This is a genomic window from Clostridium formicaceticum (assembly GCF_001854185.1).
In the GTDB taxonomy this organism is placed as follows: domain Bacteria; phylum Bacillota; class Clostridia; order Peptostreptococcales; family Natronincolaceae; genus Andreesenella; species Andreesenella formicacetica.
The window spans coordinates 3,825,774-3,850,774 of sequence record NZ_CP017603.1 but is presented as its reverse complement, the minus strand read 5'-3'; the positions used below and the strand labels follow the sequence as shown (position 1 = coordinate 3,850,774).

General features: G+C 34.6%; 24 protein-coding genes. 23 read left to right on the top strand and 1 reads right to left on the bottom strand.

The window, feature by feature from the left end; all coding sequences use genetic code 11:
• From BJL90_RS18005 to holA, 6 genes are all read left to right on the top strand, one after another.
• Complete coding sequence (locus tag BJL90_RS18005; protein ID WP_070971315.1) at positions 1-1,296, top strand: hypothetical protein; 1,296 nt, start codon at positions 1-3, stop codon at positions 1,294-1,296.
• Positions 1,296-1,967, top strand: a complete 672-nt coding sequence (locus tag BJL90_RS18000) for an ABC transporter ATP-binding protein (protein WP_070971312.1) — start codon at positions 1,296-1,298, stop codon at positions 1,965-1,967. The genes BJL90_RS18005 and BJL90_RS18000 overlap by 1 nt, the downstream gene beginning before the upstream one ends.
• Positions 1,968-2,551: 584 nt before the next feature.
• A complete protein-coding gene (locus BJL90_RS17995) occupies positions 2,552-3,277 on the top strand; it encodes a LytR/AlgR family response regulator transcription factor (RefSeq protein ID WP_070971309.1) in 726 nt (241 codons plus the stop codon).
• A gap of 21 nt (positions 3,278-3,298) precedes the next feature.
• Positions 3,299-3,691: a hypothetical protein gene (locus BJL90_RS17990; RefSeq protein WP_070971306.1), complete on the top strand. Its 393-nt coding sequence runs from the start codon at positions 3,299-3,301 to the stop codon at positions 3,689-3,691.
• A 169-nt stretch (positions 3,692-3,860) separates the two neighbouring features.
• On the top strand, positions 3,861-5,354 hold the full coding sequence (locus BJL90_RS17985) for a ComEC/Rec2 family competence protein (RefSeq protein WP_070971302.1): 1,494 nt from the start codon (positions 3,861-3,863) through the stop codon (positions 5,352-5,354).
• A 6-nt stretch (positions 5,355-5,360) separates the two neighbouring features.
• A complete protein-coding gene (holA, locus tag BJL90_RS17980) occupies positions 5,361-6,395 on the top strand; it encodes a DNA polymerase III subunit delta (RefSeq protein ID WP_070971300.1) in 1,035 nt (344 codons plus the stop codon).
• A gap of 80 nt (positions 6,396-6,475) precedes the next feature.
• On the opposite strand, the gene rpsT is transcribed toward holA, so the two are convergent.
• Complete coding sequence (rpsT, locus tag BJL90_RS17975; RefSeq protein WP_472234821.1) at positions 6,476-6,748, bottom strand: 30S ribosomal protein S20; 273 nt, start codon at positions 6,746-6,748, stop codon at positions 6,476-6,478.
• Between the two features lie 226 nt (positions 6,749-6,974).
• On the opposite strand from rpsT, the gene gpr reads away from it, so the two are divergent.
• From gpr to BJL90_RS17890, 17 genes are all read left to right on the top strand, one after another.
• Positions 6,975-7,949: a GPR endopeptidase gene (gene gpr / locus BJL90_RS17970; protein WP_070971294.1), complete on the top strand. Its 975-nt coding sequence runs from the start codon at positions 6,975-6,977 to the stop codon at positions 7,947-7,949.
• A 90-nt stretch (positions 7,950-8,039) separates the two neighbouring features.
• Positions 8,040-9,287, top strand: coding sequence for a stage II sporulation protein P (spoIIP, locus tag BJL90_RS17965; RefSeq protein WP_070971291.1), 1,248 nt, complete (start codon positions 8,040-8,042; stop codon positions 9,285-9,287).
• Between the two features lie 45 nt (positions 9,288-9,332).
• Positions 9,333-9,704 (top strand): hypothetical protein, encoded by a 372-nt coding sequence (locus BJL90_RS17960; protein ID WP_070971288.1) that lies wholly within the window; start codon positions 9,333-9,335, stop codon positions 9,702-9,704.
• A 54-nt stretch (positions 9,705-9,758) separates the two neighbouring features.
• Positions 9,759-11,567 (top strand): translation elongation factor 4, encoded by a 1,809-nt coding sequence (lepA, locus tag BJL90_RS17955; RefSeq protein WP_070971284.1) that lies wholly within the window; start codon positions 9,759-9,761, stop codon positions 11,565-11,567.
• A 91-nt stretch (positions 11,568-11,658) separates the two neighbouring features.
• Complete coding sequence (hemW, locus tag BJL90_RS17950) at positions 11,659-12,795, top strand: radical SAM family heme chaperone HemW (protein ID WP_070971282.1); 1,137 nt, start codon at positions 11,659-11,661, stop codon at positions 12,793-12,795.
• A gap of 147 nt (positions 12,796-12,942) precedes the next feature.
• On the top strand, positions 12,943-13,974 hold the full coding sequence (hrcA, locus tag BJL90_RS17945; protein ID WP_070971277.1) for a heat-inducible transcriptional repressor HrcA: 1,032 nt from the start codon (positions 12,943-12,945) through the stop codon (positions 13,972-13,974).
• A gap of 90 nt (positions 13,975-14,064) precedes the next feature.
• Entirely contained in the window at positions 14,065-14,658 is a 594-nt protein-coding gene (gene grpE / locus BJL90_RS17940; RefSeq protein WP_070971274.1) for a nucleotide exchange factor GrpE, read from the top strand.
• A 53-nt stretch (positions 14,659-14,711) separates the two neighbouring features.
• Positions 14,712-16,541 (top strand): molecular chaperone DnaK, encoded by a 1,830-nt coding sequence (gene dnaK, locus BJL90_RS17935; protein WP_070971271.1) that lies wholly within the window; start codon positions 14,712-14,714, stop codon positions 16,539-16,541.
• A gap of 148 nt (positions 16,542-16,689) precedes the next feature.
• Positions 16,690-17,820 (top strand): molecular chaperone DnaJ, encoded by a 1,131-nt coding sequence (dnaJ, locus tag BJL90_RS17930; RefSeq protein WP_070971268.1) that lies wholly within the window; start codon positions 16,690-16,692, stop codon positions 17,818-17,820.
• Positions 17,821-17,992: 172 nt separating this feature from the next.
• The gene (gene prmA, locus BJL90_RS17925) at positions 17,993-18,946 is read left to right on the top strand and encodes a 50S ribosomal protein L11 methyltransferase (protein WP_070971265.1); all 954 of its coding nucleotides are present in this window, start codon (positions 17,993-17,995) and stop codon (positions 18,944-18,946) included.
• On the top strand, positions 18,939-19,697 hold the full coding sequence (locus tag BJL90_RS17920; RefSeq protein ID WP_070971262.1) for a 16S rRNA (uracil(1498)-N(3))-methyltransferase: 759 nt from the start codon (positions 18,939-18,941) through the stop codon (positions 19,695-19,697). The genes prmA and BJL90_RS17920 overlap by 8 nt, the downstream gene beginning before the upstream one ends.
• A gap of 3 nt (positions 19,698-19,700) precedes the next feature.
• Positions 19,701-21,002 carry a tRNA (N(6)-L-threonylcarbamoyladenosine(37)-C(2))-methylthiotransferase MtaB gene (gene mtaB, locus BJL90_RS17915; RefSeq protein ID WP_070971259.1) on the top strand — a complete coding sequence of 434 codons (1,302 nt, stop codon included), beginning with the start codon at positions 19,701-19,703 and terminating at the stop codon, positions 21,000-21,002.
• Between the two features lie 77 nt (positions 21,003-21,079).
• Positions 21,080-21,427, top strand: a complete 348-nt coding sequence (locus BJL90_RS17910; RefSeq protein WP_070971256.1) for a histidine triad nucleotide-binding protein — start codon at positions 21,080-21,082, stop codon at positions 21,425-21,427.
• 131 nt (positions 21,428-21,558) lie between these two features.
• Complete coding sequence (gene rpsU / locus BJL90_RS17905; protein WP_070971253.1) at positions 21,559-21,741, top strand: 30S ribosomal protein S21; 183 nt, start codon at positions 21,559-21,561, stop codon at positions 21,739-21,741.
• A 28-nt stretch (positions 21,742-21,769) separates the two neighbouring features.
• Complete coding sequence (locus BJL90_RS17900) at positions 21,770-22,213, top strand: GatB/YqeY domain-containing protein (protein WP_070971250.1); 444 nt, start codon at positions 21,770-21,772, stop codon at positions 22,211-22,213.
• 166 nt (positions 22,214-22,379) lie between these two features.
• The gene (locus BJL90_RS17895) at positions 22,380-23,513 is read left to right on the top strand and encodes an endonuclease/exonuclease/phosphatase family protein (RefSeq protein WP_070971249.1); all 1,134 of its coding nucleotides are present in this window, start codon (positions 22,380-22,382) and stop codon (positions 23,511-23,513) included.
• A gap of 187 nt (positions 23,514-23,700) precedes the next feature.
• Positions 23,701-24,996, top strand: coding sequence for an NfeD family protein (locus BJL90_RS17890; protein WP_070971248.1), 1,296 nt, complete (start codon positions 23,701-23,703; stop codon positions 24,994-24,996).
• Positions 24,997-25,001: the final 5 nt, after the last annotated feature.

The following is a 25,001-nucleotide window of genomic DNA, read 5'->3' as shown; positions in this document are numbered from 1 at the left end:
ATGAGGAAAATAAATTGGGAAATTATAAAAAAAGAAATTCATAGTAATATTAAAAATAATAAACTTATTAATAATATGCTTATTATACAATGCATTACTTGCTTTACGCTAATTGCTTTGCTAGCAGCCAACACGATAGTAGCATATTCAAGTACGGGATATTTTAAAGAGTTTATAGGTGACAAGATATACTATGGCTTAAATGACAATGCTGATGACGATGGCAGCTATAAAGAATATATGAATTCTGAAAAGGCTTACTTTCAACTTTATAGGTTTGTGGAGGAGTTGAGAAAAAATCAGGATGTTACATGGATAAGTACTATTATGCAGCCAATAGATGTTAACATTAGTGCCAAGGAGATTCCAGAAAAATTTAGATTTGGATATGAAGAGGGGGATAATGAACAACCCTATAGACCTTATGAGGATAGTGACGAGCTTTTTGTCGGTGTGAAAGCAGTACATGTATCAGAAAATGTACTTTCTGAATTTGGAATGTCCCTAGATGAAGGGAAAATCTTTTCCCAAAAAGATTTTATTTTAGATGAAAATAATAATGTGAAGGTTATACTGGGAAGTGAATATAAGGAGTATTATAGAATAGGAGATACTTTTGAAGGTATAAATTTATTCGAAAAAATGGTTTTTGAGGTTATTGGTTTTTTGCCACCGGATACATACATGCCTGTAAAGGGTTCATTATTTTATCTTGACAGATATATGATAATACCAGCGTTTTCTCAGGTGAATTTTGCGCAGTATCCTCAATTTGCTAAAATAACATTACTACAACAGGCTAATGGACAAATTATAACTTCAGATGCAAATATAAATATAGAAAAACTGGTAAATGACTTAACTCTAAAGTATAACACTATAAGATTTAAGGTATATCAAATAGGGAAAGCAGACCTTACCAACATCATGAAAATATCAGACGAAGCTGTGGTACAGTTGCTGTATATTGTTATAACTTTGATAATATTTACTGTGGTGGGTCTATCAATAAATATTTTAGGGTGTATCCGAGAGAATTATTATAGATATGGTGTACATTTGATGTGTGGAGGTACACTATTCAGCATTACATGTCAAATGTTCGGCTTGGTTTTATATATAGTGGGACTTGCACTTTTTATCTCTTTGCTAATTTCAATGATTATAATTGAAAGCGGTATACATTTATTAATAATAGTACTTGTTGCAATGTTGGTGTTTGGATTTTCCTGCATTACGCCTAGTATTGCAATTAAAAAACTTGATGTAAACTATTTAATTAGGAGAAAGGAATAATGACTATGATTGAGCTTAAAGATATTGATAAATATTATGGACATGGACAATCCAAGGTGTATGCATTAAAAGGTATATCACTTTCTATTGAAGAAGGAGAGATGGTGTCTATAGTAGGAAAAAGTGGTTCTGGAAAATCATCTTTATTAAATATTATAGGTGGACTTGATACTCCTGATGTTGGAGAATACTCGTTTAAAGGAAACAAAATTAACGGACTTAATCCTAATGCTTTAGCAGAATTTCGTGGTAATAACATCGGCTTCATTGTACAACATTTTGCTTTAATAGACGATATGACTGTATTTGATAATATTGCTTTACCTCTTAGATATAATAGAATTTCAGACAGAAAGCTGAAAGAAACTGTCGAATATCTTTTAGATCAGATGGAACTTTCTGATAAGGCTAACTCATATCCATCTCAATTATCAGGTGGTCAATGTCAGCGGGTTGCTATTGCACGAGGACTAGCTTGTAATCCATCAGTACTGCTAGCAGACGAGCCTACAGGATCTTTAGATGAAAAAACGGGACTACATATACTTAAAATCTTTAAAGAATTGAATAACAAAGGGATTACTATAATTATAGTAACACACGATGATAGTATTGCTGATTCATGCAAAAGAGTCATACGACTTAGCGATGGTATGATTATATCAGATTGACCAATTAACTTTGAACAAGATTCCTCAAGATTCTCTCAAAAAAACAGCGACTGAAAAGATATCTGCAACAGCCCTCGGAAAGCGTAAACAGATGGTTATCTCAACAGTCACTATAAAATCATTTTACCATAAGAAGCAAAGAAAAGATAGTTTTTTTATAAGCCATGGTTTTGCAAAGATTAGGACTTCTAATATTAAATTTAGTATTATTATGATGCAATATTGCTTCTTTATAGCAATATATGATTATGCGTATTTATAAAAGTTTTAGGGCTTAACTTATCAGATGTAAAAAATATTTTTAGTTAAACAAGGATGATTAGGCTTTGTAGAGGAATTGCAGTAAGGGAATGGGTGCTTTGCTATTGAAAATAAGAAAAATTAGGAAAAGAGAGCAATTCTTAAATAAAAGAATGCTCTCTTTTCCTAATTTTGCTAGAGCTTTTATAACATTTCGTCGATTATTTTAACACTTCATCGACCTTCTATTTAAATTAGCATTACATTATGTTAATGTTTTATTAGGATTTGAAGTTGTTAAAAATATATCAATATTTAGCGAAGCATAGGATAGGAGAATTACAATGATGAATATTCTTGTAGTTGAAGATGACCAGTTTGAAAGAAGTACCTTAGTTAGAATGCTTAAGGCCTCAAATAGAGATATAAAAATATTTGAAGCCGCCACTGGAGGACAAGCAATAAGAATATTAGAGCAAGAAACAATCGAATTATTCTTCTTAGATATTGAACTCCCTGATATGTCAGTAGTAGAAATCGCAGAGAAGATTCGTTCTATATCTCAATATGAATTAACCTATATTGTGTTTGTTATTACTCATGTCTATTACCAGCTTGAAGCCTTAAAAAAATATCATTATTATAACTTTATAGAAAAACCCTATAAGCAAGAAGATATATTGAAAATTTCCCACCGTCTAATAAAAGGAGTTACAAAGGGGCATATCAAAGAGCAAGCAGTCAGATTTAAAATTAAAAACTATATCTTAAAAATTTTCCTTAAAGATATTTTGTTTATCGAATCTCAGGGAAAAAACTGTATGATTCATACAAAAAATAACCAGTACATCATTCCTAATATTTCAATGAAAGGAGCATTAAGAAAACTAGAATCTTCTAGTTTTATGCAAACTCATAAGTCATATATAGTTAATTTTCAAAATATCCACTTAATAGAAAGATATGGAAAAAACGCCTGGATAGTGCATTTTAAAGACTATGCTTTAGCTGCTTATGTAAGTAATAAATACAAAAAAGAATTTTTAAATAGGTTTTTGCCTAAAGGATAAAAGAGGGAGAATTTTATATTCATGACAATAAAAAGAATCGTATTAATATTATTTTTAATCATATCAGTTATATTATTAGCGACAAGGTTTTTATCTTCTATAGATCAGGGAACTACTATTACGATAAGAAATCAGACGGATCAGTGCTTAAAAGACTTGGTTTTTGTTTCAAACGCTAATAAAGAAGGCTTTAATATCTCTAATATAGCTCCACAGACTGCTATTTCATTTCAGTATGATATAGGAGGCTTTAATGAAAATGCAGTTAATTTGCAATACATATCTGAGTTAGGAGACATTAAAAATTATAATATTATAGGATATGTGTATGAATTCTATTCCCATATATATATTGATATTATCTCCATCAGTCCGGAGGGGAAGTTAAATATAAAAGTAGAAACACTTAAATGAATAATTAGGCGATTAAAGCTATATAGATGTGCGCCCTTAAATTTTAATATACTAAGGGCTACATTTTTAAAATTTAACTTTAGAAGCGAGCATCTATAAAACTGGGCTATGTGTAAAAATTAGAAGGTATCCTTCTATCTATAAAAACATACATTAAGGGGGAAAGGGGATGAGAAGACCCTTTGTTGTTTTGTGTATATCGGTTGTTACAGGAATTATGCTGGGGTATCTATTTGGGATATTTCTAAGGGGACGTTTATTAATAGGTTTTTTAATTATCTTTCTCTTATGCATGCTATTTTTTGATAAGTATTTGACTGTGTTTGTCAGTATTTCCTTTGTGATACTGGGAAATTTTATCATGGCCTATCATATGCAAGATACTACCCTCCTAAGAGGTTATTTGGAAAAATCTATGACCCTGCAGGGAAAGGTGGAGGGTTTGAAAACAGAAGGAAGGGGATATATTGAATATGATATAATGGTACTGAAACTCATGATGAAGGAGGAAGAAATAAGTATAAAAGAGAGGGCTAAACTTCGAATAAAAAGTGTAAGTGCTTCTGATATAAATTTGCAGCCGGGAGACCCTCTTTTGCTAAAAAATGTTCTTCTCCTAGAAGACTTTTATGACAAAACCCTTGATGGTTATCAAAAATATTTAAGAGGAAAGGGATTTAAGAGTATTCTTTTGGTAGGTCCTCAAGACCTAGAGAGGATAGAAGCACCAACATCTTTTTCTATACTAAGCAGCAGCTATAAAGCCAAAAAATACATGGAAGACCTCCTAGATGCTTCTCTTGAACTTGACAATAGTAACCTACTAAAAAGTATTATGTTTGGCAATCAAGGTTATTTAGCGAGGGAAACTTTAGAATTTTTTTCTAAAAGCGGTACAGCCCATATCATTGCTGTATCAGGATTACATATAGGCATCATTGTGCTATTTACCCACAAGCTACTCAACTTCTTAAAGCTGCATAAAAAAAATATATTGTTGACGACGATGGCGGTTTTATTTTTCTATAGCTATATGGTGAACTTTCCTGTATCCATTGTAAGGGCCAGCAGTATGTATTACCTCTATGTTTTTGCCTTCCTTTTGCAGAGAAAGTATGATCCCATCAACAGTTTAACGATGGTGGCATTTCTATTGTTATTATATAATCCTTTTAATCTTTTTTCTGTTTCTTTTCAGTTATCCTTCATGGCCACCCTCAGTATTTTATTGTTTTATCCTTTGATGGGGGATCTATTAAAGCTATTACCAACATTTTTACAATCCTTAATAGCCCTTACCCTCTGCGCGCAAATCGGTACTATACCTATTGTAGCCTATCATTTTCAAGAAGTATCTTTGGTAGCTATAGCTGCTAATATTTTTATTGTGCCTATGCTGGGACCATTATTATATATTGCTTTTTTTAGTATATTTCTTAGTTTTATTTCAGTAGAAGCGGCCTATTTACTAAATTTTTTCACTAATTGGATACTGAATTATATATACTGGGCTGTTGAAAAGGTCAGTGTGTGGTCAATAAGTACCATAGTGGTAGAAAACATGAATGTTTTTTATGGAGGAATCTATTATATAATGGTTTTTGGCATATACTTGATGATATGGTACAATAAACAAAATAAGTTGATGATAGAAAAGGAATGAAGAAGTATGAATTATAATGAAGCAATTAAAAAACTGCATGCCAAGGAAATAGAAAAAATCTATTTGATATATGGAGAAGAAACCTATTTAGTAGAAGAATTTATAAAGACCATAAAGGAAAAGGTTGTTGGTAAGGATTTTGAGGACTTAAATCTTTTTACTATAGAGGGTAAGGAGTTTACGCTGGAAAAGCTTATTGATGCCTGTGAAACCCTGCCCTTTATGGCGGAAAAAAAATTGGTATTAGTGAAGGATTTAGAAACTTTTCAAGGGAAAAAGAAATCCATCTCAGAGGAGGAAGAAAAAAAGTTAGCAGCGTATATTGCAAACATACCGGAAACGACTTCTTTGGTTTTTTATGGTAGCACTACCATTGATGCAAGAAAAAAAATTGTAAAGGAGATACAGAAACAAGGAGCAGTTCTTTATTGTCAAAGGTTGAATGCAAAAGAATTAAGGGAATGGGTTCAAAAATCCATGAAAAGGCATGGTAAAACTATAGATATAAAAGAAGTAGAATATTTTATAGAAAATATAGATTACTTAGGAAAAACTGCTGTACAAAGCTTGTTGGATGTAGAAAACGAGATAAAGAAAATAACTACCTTTGTAGGGGACAGGGCATCAGTGGTTTTATCGGATTTAGAGAATATTTTTAGTTCAAGTTTTCAAAATGATATTTTTAAGCTATTGGATGCTATTGAAAAAAAGCATATGGGTGAGGCAATAAAGCGTTTTAATGCTATGATTCATAAGGGAGAACCCGTTATAAAGATAGCTGTAACCCTGGGTAATCAAGTAAGGAATCTCCTGAAAACGAAATTATTGCTAGAAGAGGGCTATTCTTCAAAAATGATTGCAGGGAAGATAGGGATACATCCCTATGTAGCTACAAAATGTGCAAACCAATGCAGGGGATTTAGTACTGAGAGATTAGAAGCATTGTTAAACCATTTTCTACAGGTAGACCTTGCCATAAAGTCTGGGAAAATGAAGGATCATATTGCTATAGAGTTATTTATTATAGAGATGTGCAGATAAAATGAGTAAAAATAAAAAAGCGTACATGAGTACGCTTTAGTTTATTTAGGAACTTAAGACACGGTTTTTTTACATCGCTATTAAACAGCTTTGTTTAACTTTGTAGCAAGTCTAGATACTTTTCTAGATGCTTTTGATTTGTGAATAACATTTTTTGCAGCAGCTTGCATAAGTTTTTTCTCAACGAACTTTAACTTAGCTTTAGCATCTTCAAAATTACCAGCTGTTAGAGCTTCTTCGAATTTCTTGATAGCTGTCTTAAGTTGAGATTTAACCATTCTGTTTCTAGCTGTTTTCTTTTTAATGACTTTGATTCTTTTCATTGCTGATTTAATATTTGCCAATAGATTCACCCCCTTGTGTGGTCATTAACACAGTAATTTTACCAAAAATCAGTATAAAAAGCAATAAAAATAAATAATATATTTCATTTATTGACTTAAAATATTATTCTTATACAAAAATAGTCGTGCAGAAGATAGATAATTTTATTGAAATCATCAAATAATATAGAGTAGAAAGTGATGAAAATTTACTTAGATTCATTATATATCAATTCTAATATTAAGAGGTGAGCTTATGTTTCAAGTAAGAACAGACTTAGCCCTAGAAGTTAGAGAATTATATCAAGAGGAAAAACAGCAAGAAATTCCAGGTGTAGCAGTAGACCAAGAAAATCTAGAAAATGTTACGATAACAAGGGTAGAGGTTCTTGATGAAGAAGGAGAAAAGCTCATGGGTAAAGCTAAGGGGAAATATATTACACTAGAATGTGTAGCTCTTAGAAGACCAGATGCTGATTTGAAGGACGAAGTAAGCAAAATACTAGCAAAAGAACTAAATGCTTTGATCCATGTTGACAAACACCTAAAGGTTTTGGTGGTTGGTTTAGGCAATGTACATGTTACACCGGATGCATTAGGCCCTGAAGTTGTTTCAAAATTATTTGTAACGAGACATTTTTTTAAATTTTATAATAAAGAAAGTGATGAAGCTTTAGCGGAGTTAAGTGCTATTGCTCCAGGGGTAATGGGAACAACAGGAATAGAAACCGGAGAAATTATCAAGGGAATTGTAGAAAACGTAAAACCAGATGTAGTAGTAGCAGTAGATGCCTTAGCGTCGAGAAAAATGGAACGGGTAAATACTACGATACAACTATCTACTACAGGCATTCACCCTGGTTCAGGAATTGGAAACAAAAGACAAGCTTTAGATGAAAAAACACTAGGAATACCAGTCATTGCCATCGGTGTTCCTACGGTGGTGGATGCTGCCACTTTGACAAATGATACGATTCAGCTGGTTATTGGAGCCTTTGCAAAGCAAGCAAAAGTAGGCTCTCAATTTTATAATATGTTACAGGAATTAAAGGAAGAAGAAAAATACCAGATGATAAAGGAAGTTTTAGAGCCCTACAGTGCCAATGTAATGGTTACACCTAAAGAAGTAGACGATATCATATTAAATTTATCCCATATTATAGCCAACGCTATTAATATAGCCCTACATCCCGGCATAGATTTAAAAGATGTCAATCGATATTTGCACTAAATAAAGACAACCATATTATTGGTGTCATAAATCCCACCCACCTTTCATATTAATCTATATAGTACTGATAAAAGGTGGGTGCTGAATTTGATGAAGAAAAAAGCAAGTGGTTTAAGAGATTATCAAAACATTATTATATTGATATTGATTCTGGGGATTTTATTTTTCTTTGGAAAAATGATTTTAGATAAGAATTCCTTTGCTGAGATGTCTATGCCAGTGAAAGAAGAAGCAAAGATGGAGCAAGAGAAAAATTTGCCTTCACAAAATAAATTTTTAGTACATGCTATCCATCAGGTATTCCCAATAAGCAATACTGATGAAAAGATAAGTATTAGAAATTATTTTGAAAAAGTATATTCTTCTTTTGCATCGAACCTATTTTACGTTGATTTTAGAAACCCCGTCACCTTCGTACAAGCTCAATTCCCTGCCAGTCTTACTCAGGATATACAGCTAGCAAGGGAGAATACTGAAACCCCAGGAGATGCAACAAGAGATATTTTTTTTGTGGAAGAAGAAGATATTGGTTCTATAGCAACAGGAACATTACCTGAAGATATAGATGGAGAACATGATAAGGATGATCTAGGAGAATTATGGGAAGGCGTCTATCTGGTTGGTGAAGAGGATATTGTAGATAGTTTAGATAGCAGTGCCCTATCTATCAATGCAGAAAAACCTGCAAAGATAAAGTTTGAGGAAGGAAAACCTCATGTTTTAATTTATCATACCCATGGCACAGAGTCCTATAAGCCAGCTTCAGAAGGGAACTATCATACCTTAAGAAAAGAATACTCAGTGATTGCAATAGGAGAAATTCTTACAAAGGAATTAGAAAAAAGGGGTTTTAACGTTATTCATGATACCACTTATCATGATTATCCTTCTTATAGTGGCTCTTACAGTAGATCTTTACAAACGGCTGAAAAGATATTGAAAGAAAATCCATCGATTAAGGTGGTCTTTGATATTCACAGAGACGGTTATGATCATATTGATACAAGTCCAAATAGAGAAGCGCTTATTGCAAGCAATAGGGCAGTTGTTAATAATGAAACTACTACAAAGTTTCAATTTGTTATTGGTCCAGAAACCCCTAATCGTACGCAGGTAGAAACCTTTGCTGCTTATATAAAGGCTGTCAGTGATAGTAAATATCCTGATTTTAGCAAGCCTATTCTAGTGAAGCCCTATGGTAGGTTTAATCAATTTTTAACTGATTATACTGCTTTAATAGAAGTAGGAAGCAATGCTAATACGATTGAAGAAGCAAAAAGAGCAGCGGGTTATTTAGGAAATGTGTTGGCGGAGGCATTGGAGCATATTAGAGAATAGGTTTATAAAATAAAAAAAGTGTCTACAATACCAATGGTGATGTAGATGAGTAGAGTAGAAGAAAAGTTAAAATATAGAAGGAAAAGAAGACAATTACTGCTAATTCTCACATTGATTTTTGTTTTTTTAATTATGGGTGTATTGTCTGTGGATTATGCCCTGAGGGAAATGATGGCTTTAGATGAGGCAAAAGTATTGGGCTATGATGTGCAGGAAAATTATACGGTGCTGTATGTTGTGGGGGAATCCATTTATATTAAAAACGAATCCATAGATAAAGTTACTTTGTTTATAGAAGAAGGCTATCACAAAATATTACAACAGTTTCATAGGCTCATGGAAGGAATAGGAAATGTCGGTATACCCCGACATTTTTTTTCAAATACAACACAGAATAACTACCAACGACAAAAATAGTATGATATAATTTATAAAGTTATGGATATGTGAAGTAGAAGGAGGAATACATAAATGCCAAGCGATAGACAAAAAAAGATTAGGAATTTCTCCATTATTGCCCATATAGATCATGGAAAATCTACCTTGGCCGATAGACTGATAGAGTATACTGGTCTAATAAGCGAGAGAGAAATGCAGGAACAAATATTGGACAACATGGAATTAGAAAGAGAACGTGGTATTACCATTAAACTTCAAAGTATTCGACTAGTATATAAGGCTAAGGATGGAGAAGAGTATTATTTAAACTTAATTGATACACCAGGGCATGTAGACTTTACCTATGAGGTTTCTAGAAGTTTAGCTGCCTGTGAAGGTGCCATTTTGGTGGTAGATGCTGCTCAAGGGACTGAAGCTCAGACTTTGGCAAATGTATATTTAGCCTTAGAACAAAACTTGGAGATTGTACCGGTAATTAATAAAATTGATTTACCTAGTGCACGACCAGACGAAATTAAGAAGGAAATTGAAGATGTTATTGGTTTAGAGGCTCACGATGCACCACTGATTTCTGCAAAAGAGGGTATCAATATTACGGATGTATTAGAAGCCATTGTAGCTAAGGTGCCAGCACCAACGGGATCGGCAGAAGCACCTTTAAAGGCATTGATTTTTGATTCCTATTATGATAATTATAAAGGTGTTATTGCCTATATTCGTGTCGTAGAAGGTACTCTTAAAAAAGGTATGAAGATTAAAATGATGGCTACAAGTAAGAGTTTTGAAGTAACAGAAGTAGGGGTATATTCTCCTGGACCGATTCAACTGGAAGAATTAAAGGCTGGAGATGTTGGTTATGTAGCTGCTAGTATTAAAGAAGTAAGAAACTGCCGTGTGGGTGATACCATTACAGACGCTACAAATCCTACAGAAAGTCCTCTGCCAGGCTATAGAAAAGTTACGCCTATGGTTTATTGCGGTATTTACCCTGCTGAGGGAGAAAAATATGAGGATGTAAGAGATGCCCTAGAGAAACTACAGGTGAACGATGCTGCTTTAGTTTTTGAGCCTGAAACTTCAGCTGCTTTAGGTTTTGGTTTCCGATGTGGATTCTTAGGTTTATTACACATGGAGATTATACAAGAAAGATTAGAAAGAGAATTTAATCTAGACCTAGTGACCACCGCTCCAAGTGTTATTTATAAAATTACAAAAACCAATGGGGAAGTAGTGATGATACAAAATCCTGCCAATCTTCCAAAACCTCAAGAGATAGCAAAAATGGAGGAACCTATTGTTAAAGCAAATATCATGGTACCAAACACCTACGTAGGTACTGTAATGGAATTATGCCAAGAACGTCGTGGTGAAATGAAAAACATGGAGTATATTGAGGAAACAAGAGTTATTCTTCATTATGAGCTTCCATTGAATGAAGTTATTTACGACTTCTTTGATGCTTTAAAGTCCAAGACAAAGGGTTACGGTTCTTTAGATTATGAATTTGTTGGTTATAGAGAGTCTAAGCTTGTAAAGTTAGATATTTTAATTAATGCAGAACAGGTAGATGCTTTATCCTTTATTGTACATGAAAGCAAAGCTTATTCAAGGGGAAAAGCAATGTGTGAAAAACTAAAGGATGAGATTCCAAGACATCAATTTCCTATCCCGATCCAAGCTTCTATAGGACAAAAAATTATTGCTAGAGAGACTATAAGAGCCCTTAGAAAAGATGTTTTGGCGAAATGTTATGGTGGAGATATTACTAGAAAGAAAAAGTTATTGGAGAAGCAAAAAGAAGGTAAGAAAAGAATGCGTCAGGTTGGTAGTGTAGAAGTGCCACAGAAGGCCTTCATGTCGGTATTAAAACTAGACAGTTAAATTCAATTGATAGGATAAACTAGTAATCTCCTAGCCGAGTTTACTAGTTTTGTTTATAAGCTGCTGCATGCTGCACAAGGAGGCTTAGACTTTGGAACCTTTAAGTATATATATCCATATACCCTTTTGCCAGAAAAAGTGTTATTATTGTGATTTTCCATCTTACAGTGGTAAAGAGGATTTCATAGAGGATTATGTAAAAGCATTGAAGAAAGAAATTCTACTTTATGCTGAAGAAGCTGCTGCCTATGAAATAAAAACCGTCTTTATAGGAGGCGGTACGCCATCGGTTCTTCAGGGGAAGCACTTAGAGAAAATTACATCGACCTTGTACAAATGCTACAAATTATCAAGGGAGGTAGAATTTTCTATAGAGGCAAACCCAGGATTACTCAACCTAGAGAAACTGAAAAGTTATTATCACAGTGGAATAAATCGATTGAGTATGGGATTACAGGCATGCCAAAATCATCTTTTGGAGGGTTTAGGAAGAATTCACCGCTACGAAGATTTTGAAAAAAACCTTGAAGACGCTAGAAAGGTAGGGTTTAGTAATATAAATGTAGACTTAATGTTTAGCCTGCCAAATCAAAGTATAAAGAATTGGCAGGATTCATTAAAAAAGGTGGTAGATTTAGAGATACCGCATATTTCTGCCTATAGCCTCATCATTGAGGAGGATACCCTTTTTGAGACTTGGCTGGAGGAGGGAAAAATCTATAAACCCCAAGAAGAAGTAGAACTTCAGATGTACCATGACGCCATCAACTATCTAAAAAGTCGAGGATATCTCCATTATGAGATTTCTAATTTTGCAAAGCCTAATTATCCCTGTAACCACAATATTACCTACTGGAAAAACCAGCAGTACTTAGGTTTTGGTGCGGCAGCACATTCCTATTTTAAACAAGAAAGGTTTCATAATTATCAAGAGATTGAAGGCTATATAAAAAGGATAGGGGAAAAGAAGAAACCAGTGGCAACAAGAAACCTATTGTCTCGGAGGGATGAAATTAGTGAGACGATGTTTTTAGGTCTCAGGATGATAGAAGGCGTAACGGTGAGGGACTTTGAAGCGCGTTTTAGACAAACGCCCCTTCAAATCTATGGCAAAACTTTAGAAAAATTAAAAAAACAGCAGCTCATTACTTATAATGATGATTTCGTTAAGCTAACGCCAAAGGGAATAGACTTGGCAAACCTAGTTTTCCAAGAGATGCTATTATGAATATTAAAATTTAAGTAGGAGAAGGATCATTGTAAATTCCATAAAAATTTTGTCAAAGGTCTTGACAAATATAAAATGAAGTGGTATTTTAAAAGCAGAATCATTAGCACTCAATGTAATAGAGTGCTAATAATTTGAGGTGATATGATGGATTTAAACAATAGAAAAATTAAAATATTACAGGCCATCATTCATGATTATATTGAGACAGCAGAGCCTGTGGGTTCTAGGACTTTATCTAAAAAATATAGTCTTGGTGTGAGTCCTGCAACCATTAGAAACGAAATGTCAGATTTGGAAGAACTAGGCTATCTCACCCAGCCACATACATCCGCAGGCCGTATTCCATCTGATAAAGGTTATCGTCTATATGTAGACAATCTAATGGAAATAAAGATGATTGCAGATCTTCAGAGGAAAAATATTCAAAACAATCTGCTAAGAAAATTTGGAGAAGTGGAGCAATTATTACAGTATAGTTCAAAGATTATTTCTCAACTTACCAACTATACGTCGGCGGTTTTAACGCCGCAAATTAAAGAAAATAAAATAAAGCGTATTCAACTGGTACCAATAGATCAACAAAGCATTATTGCTGTTATGGTGACAGACACGGGTATTATTAAAAATCCTTTAGTGAATGTAAAGGAAGGTATCAATAGCGATCAGCTAGAAAAAGTATCGAATTTATTAAATCAAAAGCTTCAAGGTATGACCATCAGTGATATTGAAAATCAAATGCTGCAAATTTTAATGACGGAGCTTTCTGAATTTAATAGCATTATTGAATCTGTTGCACCGAAGATATTTAGCGCCTTAGAAGCCATTGAAGACGCAGAGTTATTTTTAAGTGGTACCACCAATATCTTTAATTTTCCAGAATTTAATGATGTCTTTAAAGCAAAATCCTTCTTAAAGATGCTAGAAGAAAAACAAACCATCAGCAGCATCATTTCCTCGTCAAGAGAAGATGGTATCAATATTTCTATTGGTAGCGAAAATATTTATCAAGAGGCGAAGGAATGTAGCTTAGTAACTGCTACCTATAAAGTTGATGGTGTAATTGTTGGAAGATTGAGTGTCATTGGGCCTACTAGAATGGATTATTCCAATGTTGTTGGGGTAATGAATCAAATTAGTCAGTATATAAACGAATTGTTAAGAACAAGATATAGATAAAAATACCAGTGCGAAGTGCTATAGCATTTTGCACTCTATCTTTGTTTTTTATATAAATAAAAGATGAATTAAAAGGGTAGGTGAAGAGCTTTGGATAAAGCAAATGGAACTTCAGAAGAAGTTGTAGCAAATACAGTAAACCAGCAGGAAGAAAGTCAAGAAGAAGTACATAGTGATTTAGAAGCAGTGCAAGAGGAAATGGAAACACAAAGGACAGGTGATGAGATAGCCATGTGGAAAAAGAAGCTTGAAGAAAAGGAAGAAGAGAATAAAGATTATTATGACAGAATGCTGAGACTTCAAGCGGAATTTACAAACTATAAAAAGAGAGTTGAAAAAGAAAAAAGTGACATTTATCTTTATGCTAATGAAAAGTTAGCACTGGAGCTTTTAAGCAGCATTGATAACCTGGAGAGAGCTTTAGATTCTCAAGGGGAAGGTGATAAGGGTAATGCCCTTTATGAAGGTATAGAGCTGGTATTAAGACAGATGAAGGACACTTTGAAAAACCATGGCATAGAGGAAATTGATGCCCTTCATAAGCCTTTTGATATGAACCTACATCATGCAGTGATGAAGGAAGAAGCTGAGGCTGAGCCTGATGAAGTGATAGAAGTATTCCAAAAAGGCTACACAATCCACGGTAAGGTTTTAAGACCTGCTATGGTAAAGGTAGCGCAGTAAAGCATGCTATCAATAATTATATACAATGATAAATTTAGAAGGAGGAAACAAAAATGAGTAAAGTAATAGGTATAGACTTAGGTACAACCAACTCATGCGTAGCAGTGTTAGAAGGAGGAGAACCAGTTGTTATACCAAATTCTGAAGGAAACCGTACAACACCCTCCATTGTTGCTTTTGGTAAAGATGGCGAAAGAATTGTAGGAGAGCCTGCAAAAAGACAGGCTATTACCAATCCAGACAAAACAATTTTATCCATTAAAAGACATATGGGGACTGATCATAAAGTAAATATTGATGAAAAGGCCTATACACCGCAGGACATATCTGCCATGATTCTGCAAAAACTAAAGGCGGATGCTGAAAGTTACTTAGGACAAAAGGTAACAGATGCTGTTATAACTGTACCAGCATACTTTACAGATAGCCAAAGACAAGCGACAAAGGATGCTGGAAAAATTGCAGGCTTAAACGTACAAAGAATTATCAATGAGCCTACAGCAGCTTCTCTAGCCTATGGATTAGATAAGACAGATCAACAGCAAAAGATATTGGTATATGACTTAGGTGGAGGTACTTTTGACGTATCCATTCTAGAACTAGGGGATGGGGTTTTTGAGGTATTAGCAACCCATGGAAATAATCATCTAGGTGGAGACGACTTTGACCAAGTGATTATGGACTATATTGCAGAAGAATTTAAAAAGCAAGAAGGTATCGATTTAAGACAAGATAAAATGTCTTTACAACGTCTGAAGGAAGCAGCTGAAAAGGCGAAAAAAGAGCTTTCTAGCACAATGAGCAGTAATGTAAACTTACCTTTTATTACAGCTACGAATAGTGGACCAAAGCATTTAAATATGGACTTAACAAGATCAAAATTTGAAGAAATATCTGCCCACTTAGTAGAAAAAACATTAGAACCTATGAGAAAAGCTTTAGACGATGCAGGACTTTCACCACAGGAATTAGATAAAATAATTTTAGTTGGAGGCTCTACTAGAATTCCAGCAGTGCAAGAAGCAGTGAAGAAAATCACTGGCAAAGATCCTCATAAAGGTATTAATCCTGATGAATGTGTAGCCATTGGTGCTGCGATTCAAGCTGGCGTATTAACTGGTGAAGTAAAAGATGTTTTATTATTAGACGTAACACCACTATCCTTAGGTATTGAAACTTTAGGTGGTGTATTTACAAAGCTTATTGAAAGAAACACAACCATCCCTACAAAGAAAAGCCAAACCTTCTCCACTGCAGCTGATAATCAGCCAGCGGTAGATATCCATGTATTACAGGGTGAGAGACAAATGGCTGCTGATAATATCACCATGGGAAGGTTTGAATTATCTGGTATTCCACCAGCCCCAAGAGGTGTTCCTCAAATCGAAGTAACCTTTGATATAGATGCTAATGGTATCGTAAATGTTTCTGCTAAGGATTTAGGCACTGGTAAAGAACAAAAAATTACGATTACTGCTTCTACCAATCTTTCAGATGTAGATATTGAAGCAAAGGTAAAGGAAGCTGAACAATTTGCAGAGGAAGATAAGAAGCGTAAAGAAAAAGTAGAAGTACGTAATCAAGCAGATACATTGATTTATCAAACAGAGAAGACCTTAAAGGAAATGGAAGGAAAAATCAATAAAGAAGATGAAGATAAAGTAAAAGCAGAAGTAGAAAAACTTAAAAAAGCATTAGAAGCTGATAACACTGAAGAAATCAAGAAGGCCATCGAAGATTTAAACAATGCCTTCCATGCCATTTCTCAGCAAATGTATCAACAAGCACAAGAGGCCCAGCAAGGAGCTGAAGCTGGTGAACAAAAGGATGAAAATGTAGTAGATGCAGAATACGAAGAAGTTAAGGATGATGAAAACAAATAGATAGTATGAGGACACCTTGAGGTGTCCTCATACTTGATAACTTTATAAAATAAAATTGGTTGATTAAATCAATAAACTGCAATATAATATGATTTATGGTTAAAAGCCTGTCATCCTATAATAAATATAGTGAAAGGGCGGTGGTAAGGTGAGTAAAAGAGACTATTATGAAGTGCTGGGTGTAGATAAAAATGCCAGCCCTGAAGAGATAAAAAAATCCTATAGAAAACTAGCGATGAAATATCATCCTGATAGAAATCCTGGAGATCAAGTTGCAGAAGAAAAATTCAAGGAGCTCAATGAGGCCTATGAGGTATTAAGTTCTCCAGAGAAAAAACAGCGGTATGATCAATTTGGTCATGCGGGTATGAATGGTGCTGGTGGCGGTTTTGATGGTCATGCTGGCTTCGGTGGTTTTGAGGATATTTTTGGAGATATCTTTGACATGTTTGGAGGAGGTTTTTCCTCAAGACGACGAAGTGGTCCTCAAAAGGGTGCTGATATAAAGTATGAGCAAAGTATTAGCTTTGAAGAAGCCGCTTTTGGTACAGAAAAGACAGTGGAGTTTCATAAATATGAAAACTGTCAAACTTGTAATGGTAGTGGCGCTAAACCAGGAACTTCTAAAAAAACCTGTGCCCATTGTAAAGGAACAGGAGAAGTACGCTATGTCCAAAGAACGCCTTTAGGACAAATCGTTAATGTAAAGGCATGTGACCAATGTGGAGGCGATGGACAGATTATTGAAAGCCCTTGTCCAACCTGTAAAGGGAAGGGGAAGGAAAGAAAACGCAAAAAGATTAAAGTTAAAATTCCTGCTGGTGTAGACAATGGATCTATCATACCCCTGCGTGGTGAAGGAGAACCTGGACTAAAGGGGGGACCCTATGGAGATTTGTATGTGATCTTAAGGGTATTGCCTCATAAAATTTTCGAAAGAGACGGCTATAATGTTTTATGTGAGATACCTATCACCTTTGTACAGGCAGCCTTAGGGGAAGATTTAGAAGTACCAACTTTAGAAGGTAAGGTAAAATATAAGATTCCTGAAGGCACGCAAAGCGGAACCATTTTCCGTTTAAGAGGCAAGGGTATTCAAAATCCTAAGGGTTATGGAAAAGGGGATCAATATGTCAAGGTTGTTGTAGAAACCCCTAAAAATTTAACAGAAAAACAAAAAGAGATGTTGAAGCAATTTGCGGCGGAAAGCGGAGAGGAAATACATCAAAATAGAAAGTCATTTTTTGATAAAGTAAAGGATGTATTTGGCGTGCAGTAATAAAATACTATAATAAAATCACTCTGTTTAGAGTGATTTTATTATAACACATAGGAAATGGTGGTTACATAAGTACAGCAAAGAAAAAATTTCTTCATGAAGAAAAGTATTTTGAGAAATACTGGGTATAATACCATTAATATAATGGGATATTATTTAAGGATGTGATAGGATGGAATGGGTTGAGGTTTCGATAAAAACCACGACAGAGGCAGTGGAAGCAGTTTCTAATATCCTCTATGATGCCGGGGTAGCCGGCGTTGTGATTGAAGATCCTAATGATTTGAACTTCCTAGAGAAGGACGAAAACTCATGGGATTATGTGGATGAATCTATTTTCCAAAATCTTTATGAAGGTGCAATTGTGAAGGGATACTTACCAGAAAGCCCTGTGTTAATAGATAAAATAGAAGAAATTAGGCAGTTGGTGGCACTTTTACCAGAGTATGGTTTAGACATTGGCATAGGAGAAGTAACTACCCTAGAGGTACATGAAGAAGATTGGAGCCATTCTTGGAAAAAGTATTATAAGACTACAAAACTCGGAAAAAATATTGTGATTAAGCCAACGTGGGAGATTTATGAGCAAAAACAAGGGGAATTAGTGATAGAAATGGATCCTGGGATGGCTTTTGGAACAGGCACCCATGAAACCACTATGATGTGCGTAATGGAGCTGGAAAACTATGTGAAGGAAAATACAACTGTTTTTGATATCGGTTGTGGCAGCGGGATCTTAGCGATTACTGCAGCAAAGCTAGGGGCTGAAAAAGTCATAGCTGTAGATATCGATGAGGTGGCGGTAGACGCAACAGCAAATAATGTAAAGTTAAATGCTGTTGAGAACATAGTAAGTATTCGAAGAGGAAATCTTATGGAGGTTGTAACTGAAAAAGCAGATGTTGTTGTTGCCAATATTATTGCAGAAATTATTATGATTTTAAGTAAAGATATAAAAAGCTTTTTAACGGAGGATGGTACATTTATTGCGTCAGGAATTATCTTAGATAAGGTTGATGCTGTAAAGGAGAACCTAATATCTGTTGGGTTAGATGTTTTAAAGGTAGAGACCATGGGAGAGTGGGCAGCTATTGTTTCCAAAGTAAAGGGTGGAAAGCATGAATAGGTTTTTTGTAAATGCTGCTGATGTTCATTTGCCTACAAATGAGATTACGATTGCTGGAGAAGATGTAAAGCATATTTCAAAAGTGCTAAGACTCTCGGAAGGAGACTTGGTGGAGGTCTGTGATGGGGAAAAGTATGGGTATATAGGAAAGATAAAACGTATATCAAAGCAAGAAGTCCTACTTTCTATTGAAGAGCAGATGCCTTTAAAGACTGAAGCGCCTATTGAAGTCATCCTTTATCAATCTATACCTAAAGCTACAAAAATGGAATTAATCATTCAAAAAACAACAGAAATGGGAATTAAGTCCATCGTTCCGATTATTACCAGTAGAACGGTTGTACAATTTAAAGACGATAAAGATAAAGAAAAAAAAGTAGAAAGATGGCAAAAAATCGCCATGGAAGCAGCTAAACAAAGTAAACGTGGTGTAATTCCTTCCATCCACTTTCCTCTTTCATTAAAGGAAGCGTTACAAAAGGCTCAAGAAAATGATCTGAATATCATTGCTTATGAAAAAGAAGCATCGCAAGGTATCAAAGGATTGTTGACTTCTTTGGTTACAGAAAATATAAAGAAAATCGGAATATGGATTGGACCAGAGGGTGGTTTTGAAGAAGAGGAAATAGATTTAGCGAAGGATAAAACGATTCATTCCATTACTTTAGGGCCTAGAATTCTTAGGACGGAAACCGCTGGTTTTACAGTATTAAGTATACTAATGTATGTGTTAGGAGATTTAGGAGGTTAATTTGTGAAAAAGGTAGCTTTTCATACTTTAGGTTGTAAAGTCAATCAATATGAAACCCAGGCCATGAGCGAGTTATTTGAAAAGGCGGGTTATGAGATTGTAGCCGATACCCAAGCAGCAGATGTTTATGTGATTAATACATGTACTGTAACCAATATTGGAGATAAAAAGTCAAGACAGTTTATCCGTAGAGTAAAAAGAAGCAACCCTGATGCTATTATTGGGGTTGTAGGTTGTTATGCTCAAACTGCCCCAGAAGAAGTTCTAGAGGTAGAAGGGGTAAATATTGTTATTGGTACCAATGACAGAAGCAAAATTGTTGATTTAGTAGAAAGCTGTGAGCCTGGTGAGAAAATTAACATGGTTGATGACATTATGAAGGTGAAAGAATTTGAAGAAATGTCCATCAGGGATATAAAAGAAAAAACAAGGGCCTTTTTGAAAATACAGGAGGGGTGCAATCAGTATTGTGCCTACTGTATTATTCCCTACGCTAGAGGGCCTATTAGAAGCAGGAAAAAACTAGAAGTGATTCAGGAAATTAAAGATTTAACAGCAAATGGATTTAAAGAAGTGGTGTTAACAGGTATACATGTGGCATCCTATGGAAAAGATTTTAAAGAAAAAAATGCTTTGACAGATTTACTAAAGGAAGTCAATGCTATTGATGGATTAGAAAGAATCAGGTTAAGTTCTTTAGAGCCTACGCTTTTTACAGATGATTTTTTGCAACAACTTTCTAGTTTATCGAAGGTTTGTGAGCACTTTCATTTGTCTTTGCAAAGTGGTTGCGACAAAATTTTAAAGAGAATGAATAGAAAATATACAACTGGAGAATATAGAGAAATTGTAAAGAAAATTCGTCAGGTTTATCCACTGGTGGCTTTAACAACAGATATCATTGTAGGTTTTCCTGGGGAGACTGAAGAGGATTTTCAGGAAACCTATGATTTTGTAAAAGAAATGGCTTTTAGTAGTATTCATGTTTTTAAATATTCTCCTAGAAAAGGTACACCTGCAGCAGATTTTAAAGAACAGGTGGAGGGGAAAACAAAGCATCTAAGAAGTGAAAAATTAATTGCTCTAGGAAATCAGTTGCAGACCAATTATTATCAACAGTTTATTGGTAAGGTGAAAACTGTATTGTTTGAAACAGCTTCTAAGGAAATGGAAGGATATATGGAAGGTTTTACTGATAACTATTTAAAAGTATTAGTAAAAGGAGATTATCCTTTAGAAGGAAAGCTGGAGAAGGTCTCTTTAGAAACCTTTAAGGGAGAATTTATTGTAGGAGAAATCCTATAAAATTTTTAAAAATTAAAGGAATTTTCTCTTTTCTGTTGAATAATAAATTATGAAGGTAATGTGTAAGGAGGTGTATTATGTCAGAGTGCATCTTTTGCAAAATTGTAAAGGGAGAAATACCAGCTACAATTTTATATGAAGATGATAAAGTTGTGGCTTTTAAAGATATTCAGCCGGCAGCCCCTAATCACTTGTTGGTGATTCCTAAAAAACATATCCAGTCTATGGCGCATGTCACAGAAGAAGATCGACAAGAGATTCTTCCTCAAATATTTAAGGTGATACAAGACTTGTCAGTAGAATTAGGTATTAAAGAAGAAGGATTTAGGATTGTAAATAACTGTGGAAAACAGGGAGGTCAGACGGTGGATCATCTTCACTTTCATCTATTAGGTGGAAGACAAATGTTATGGCCACCAGGCTAAAATTTATATTGCATCACCTTTATTTTTAATGTATAATAACAAAGTATTGTATTAATCCCACTTGCAAATATAGCATTTATGCTGCTATACATCAAGCACAGCGGGTGCTCGCGGAGGGAGGGAGAAGTAAAATGTCAGAAGTGAAAATTAGAGAAAATGAATCGCTAGATAATGCGCTTCGTAGATTCAAAAAACAATGCGCTAAGTCTGGGGTATTATCTGAAGTAAGAAAAAGAGAGCATTATGAAAAGCCAAGTGTAAAGCGTAAGAAAAAAGCTGAAGCTGCACGCAGAAAAAACACTAAAAAGTTCTAAGTATCTTATTCAAGTAGAGGTGAAAAGGATGTCCCTCAAAGAAAGATTAACGAATGATCTTAAAGAAGCCATGAAAACAAAAGATCAACTTCGCAAAAATGTTATTACTTTAATAAGATCTGAAATAAAGCAGATTGAAGTAGATAAAAGAGTAGAGCTTGAAGAGCAGGATATCATTGAAATTATTTCAAGACAATTGAAACAAAGAAAAGATGCTGCTGAAGAGTTTGAAAAAGGTGGTAGACAAGACCTTGTGGAACAAACCCAAGGGGAGATAGCTGTGCTACTACAATATTTACCTCAACAACTTTCAGAGGAAGAAGTAACCAGTATTGTGGAGGAAACTATTTCTGAAATGGGTGTAAACTCTATGAAGGAAATGGGAAAAGTAATGGCTGCTGTTCTGCCTAAGGTAAAAGGTAGGGCTGATGGCAAGACGGTTAATCAAATTGTTAAACAGCAATTACAATAAAAAGATAACCCGGATTTATTCCGGGTTCATTTATTGTAAATTTTATTGCAAACAAAAGACAAAAACGGGAATATTTACAAGTAACTCCTTATAAAACATTTACATAAAACATTTCGTCCCTGTGCTATAATAAATTATCTAAATATTTTCAAAAGGGGACATCTACATGACAACAAAGAAAAAAATACCCATCGTTTTTATGGTCATGATCTTTTTTTTATTTGGATTCACTTTAAAAATAAACCCCTCTGTTGATGGCAAAATAAGAGGAATAAAATATCTGCATGAAGGAACCATTTCTCATATAGAAATCATCACCCATAAGAATACTAATAAACTAACCGTAGAGGCATTTAATAATGAAAAAAATCTTACCCACTTCTTTGTTTTAGAAGATTACCTATCGAAAGTAACTCCCCAATTAAAGAAAAATATATTTTATATTACGAATAAAACCGAAAATTTACAGGCTATAGATGAATTGATTTTTGTTTCAAGTGGAAATATAAAGATACCTATAGAAATAGAAGAGATAAAAAAAGAAGATGCAGAAGAAGGATCACTTCAGGTGATGATGCTAGAAGATCCATCCAATGGAGGTAAGGTAAATACTTTGAAAATTATGTCTTATAATATCCATCATGGAAGAAACTTGTTTGGCAAATATTCCTTAGATGAAATTGCTGAAGTTATTAGAAACAGTGGTGCTGAAGTAATTGGTCTGCAAGAATTAGATAATGGTGTGGTTCGATCAAGGTTTGAAGATCAAATTAAGTACCTGGCGGAAAAATTATCGATGGAATATGTTTATGGTCATAATGCCAATCTGCTAGGAGGTAAATATGGTAATGGCATTCTTAGTAAGTATCCAATAGAATCCTATGAAAATCTTCACTTGCCTAGCGGGAGGGAACAAAGGGGATTATTGAATGCTGTCATTGATGTTGAGGGTACAAAGCTGAATTTTTTAGTGACGCATTTGGGATTAAACCAACAGGAACGTCAAAAACAAATCAATGGGATTGTTAAGTATCTAGATACGCTTTCTAATGATATTATTTTAGTGGGAGATCTCAATGCAAGACACAACAGTAAGGAAGTACAATTCCTCAGTAAAAGACTTGTGGATGTTGGCTACGCCACTGGTAAGCAGAAAGAGCCTACCTTCGATCTTCCAGTTTTATCTGGTAGAATCGATTATATTTTTATCGATCCCCAACTAAGACCGCTTAAATATGATGTAATAAAGAGCAGAGCTTCTGATCACTACCCTATTACAGCAACAATAACAATTCAGTAACTGTCTGTACAAACTACAGGCAGTTTTTCTAGGGGAATTACTTCGTTTAAAATGAATAGAAGAAGCGTATAAATATATTAATATAGATATAAAAGGATAAAATCTATAGAATAATCTTTTCATAATTATTATAATAGTGAACTAATTAATGTTATAATAATCTTAAAGAAAGAGGTGAGGTGATAAAATGAAAAAAAGATGGCTTGCTTTTTTTATCTTTGTTTTTGTATTTTCAATTCTACCCTTTTCCTCCATTGGAAACATAACAGTGAAAAATGTTTATGTTATTCCAATAAGAGGAGAAATTGGGCCGGCGGTATATGAGTATGTAAGGGACAATATCAATATTGTAAAGGGAGATCCTGATGTAGCGGCAATTATATTTGAAATAGATACTTATGGAGGTAGAATTGATTCTGCAGAGAAAATAAGTAAAGCCATAATGACAGCTGGTTTGCCGACGATTTCCTTTGTAAATACAAAGGCGGAGTCAGCGGGAGTACTGTTGACGATTTCTGCAGATACTATTATCATGGCTCCTGGTAGCACCATAGGTTCAGCTGAACCTGTTCCCAATACAGAAAAATCCTTATCCTTTTGGACCAGCTTGTTAAGGACAGTAGCAGAAGAAAAAGGGAGAGACCCTGAGCTAGTGGCTTCCATGGCAGATAGTAGTATTGAAATACCTGATATTGTTGAGAAAAACAGATTATTAAATCTAACGACCCAACAGGCAAAGCAAATAGGATTTGCTGATCATGTAAGAGAAAGCTATAATGATATTCTAGCGGCTGTGGAAATTCACGACGGGAATGTTATTGAGATGCCAGTACCAAGTAGAGTGAGATTAGCCCAGACCATTACCAGTGCTTATGTAGCGCCTGTTTTACTAACAGTAGGTTTCATAGGTCTATTGCTAGAGGTGTTTACTGCTGGATTTGGGGTAGGCGGGACAGTCAGCTTCTTATCCTTTGCACTTTACTTTGGGGGAGCTATTTTGGCTGGTAATGCCGGATGGGCAGTGCTTATGGTGTTTTTAGTAGGAATTTTACTGTTGTTAATTGAAGCTTTTGCTCCTGGTTTTGGCATTCCAGGAATAGGTGGCATTATTTGTATTATTATAAGTATTGTCATGGCCTCTGCTACACCCTTCAGTGCTGTAGTCTCTCTGCTGATATCCTTTATCTTAACTATTATAGCTTTCATTTTGATGCTAAAGTATGCACCTAGAAGTAAGCACTTTGATAGGATTATTCTTGGTACCCAGATGAAAAAAGAAGAGGGATATAGTGCTACCAATAGGTATAGTCAATATGAAGGTATGGAGGGAACTGTAGTTACTTTGTTAAGACCAGCAGGCACAATAGATATTCAGGGAGAACTGCTGGATGTCGTTTCAGAAGGAGCTTTTATTGAAGCAGGAAGCAAAGTAAAGGTAGTGAAAGTAGAAGGTCGAAGAATTATTGTTAAAAAAATTAATTAGGAGGG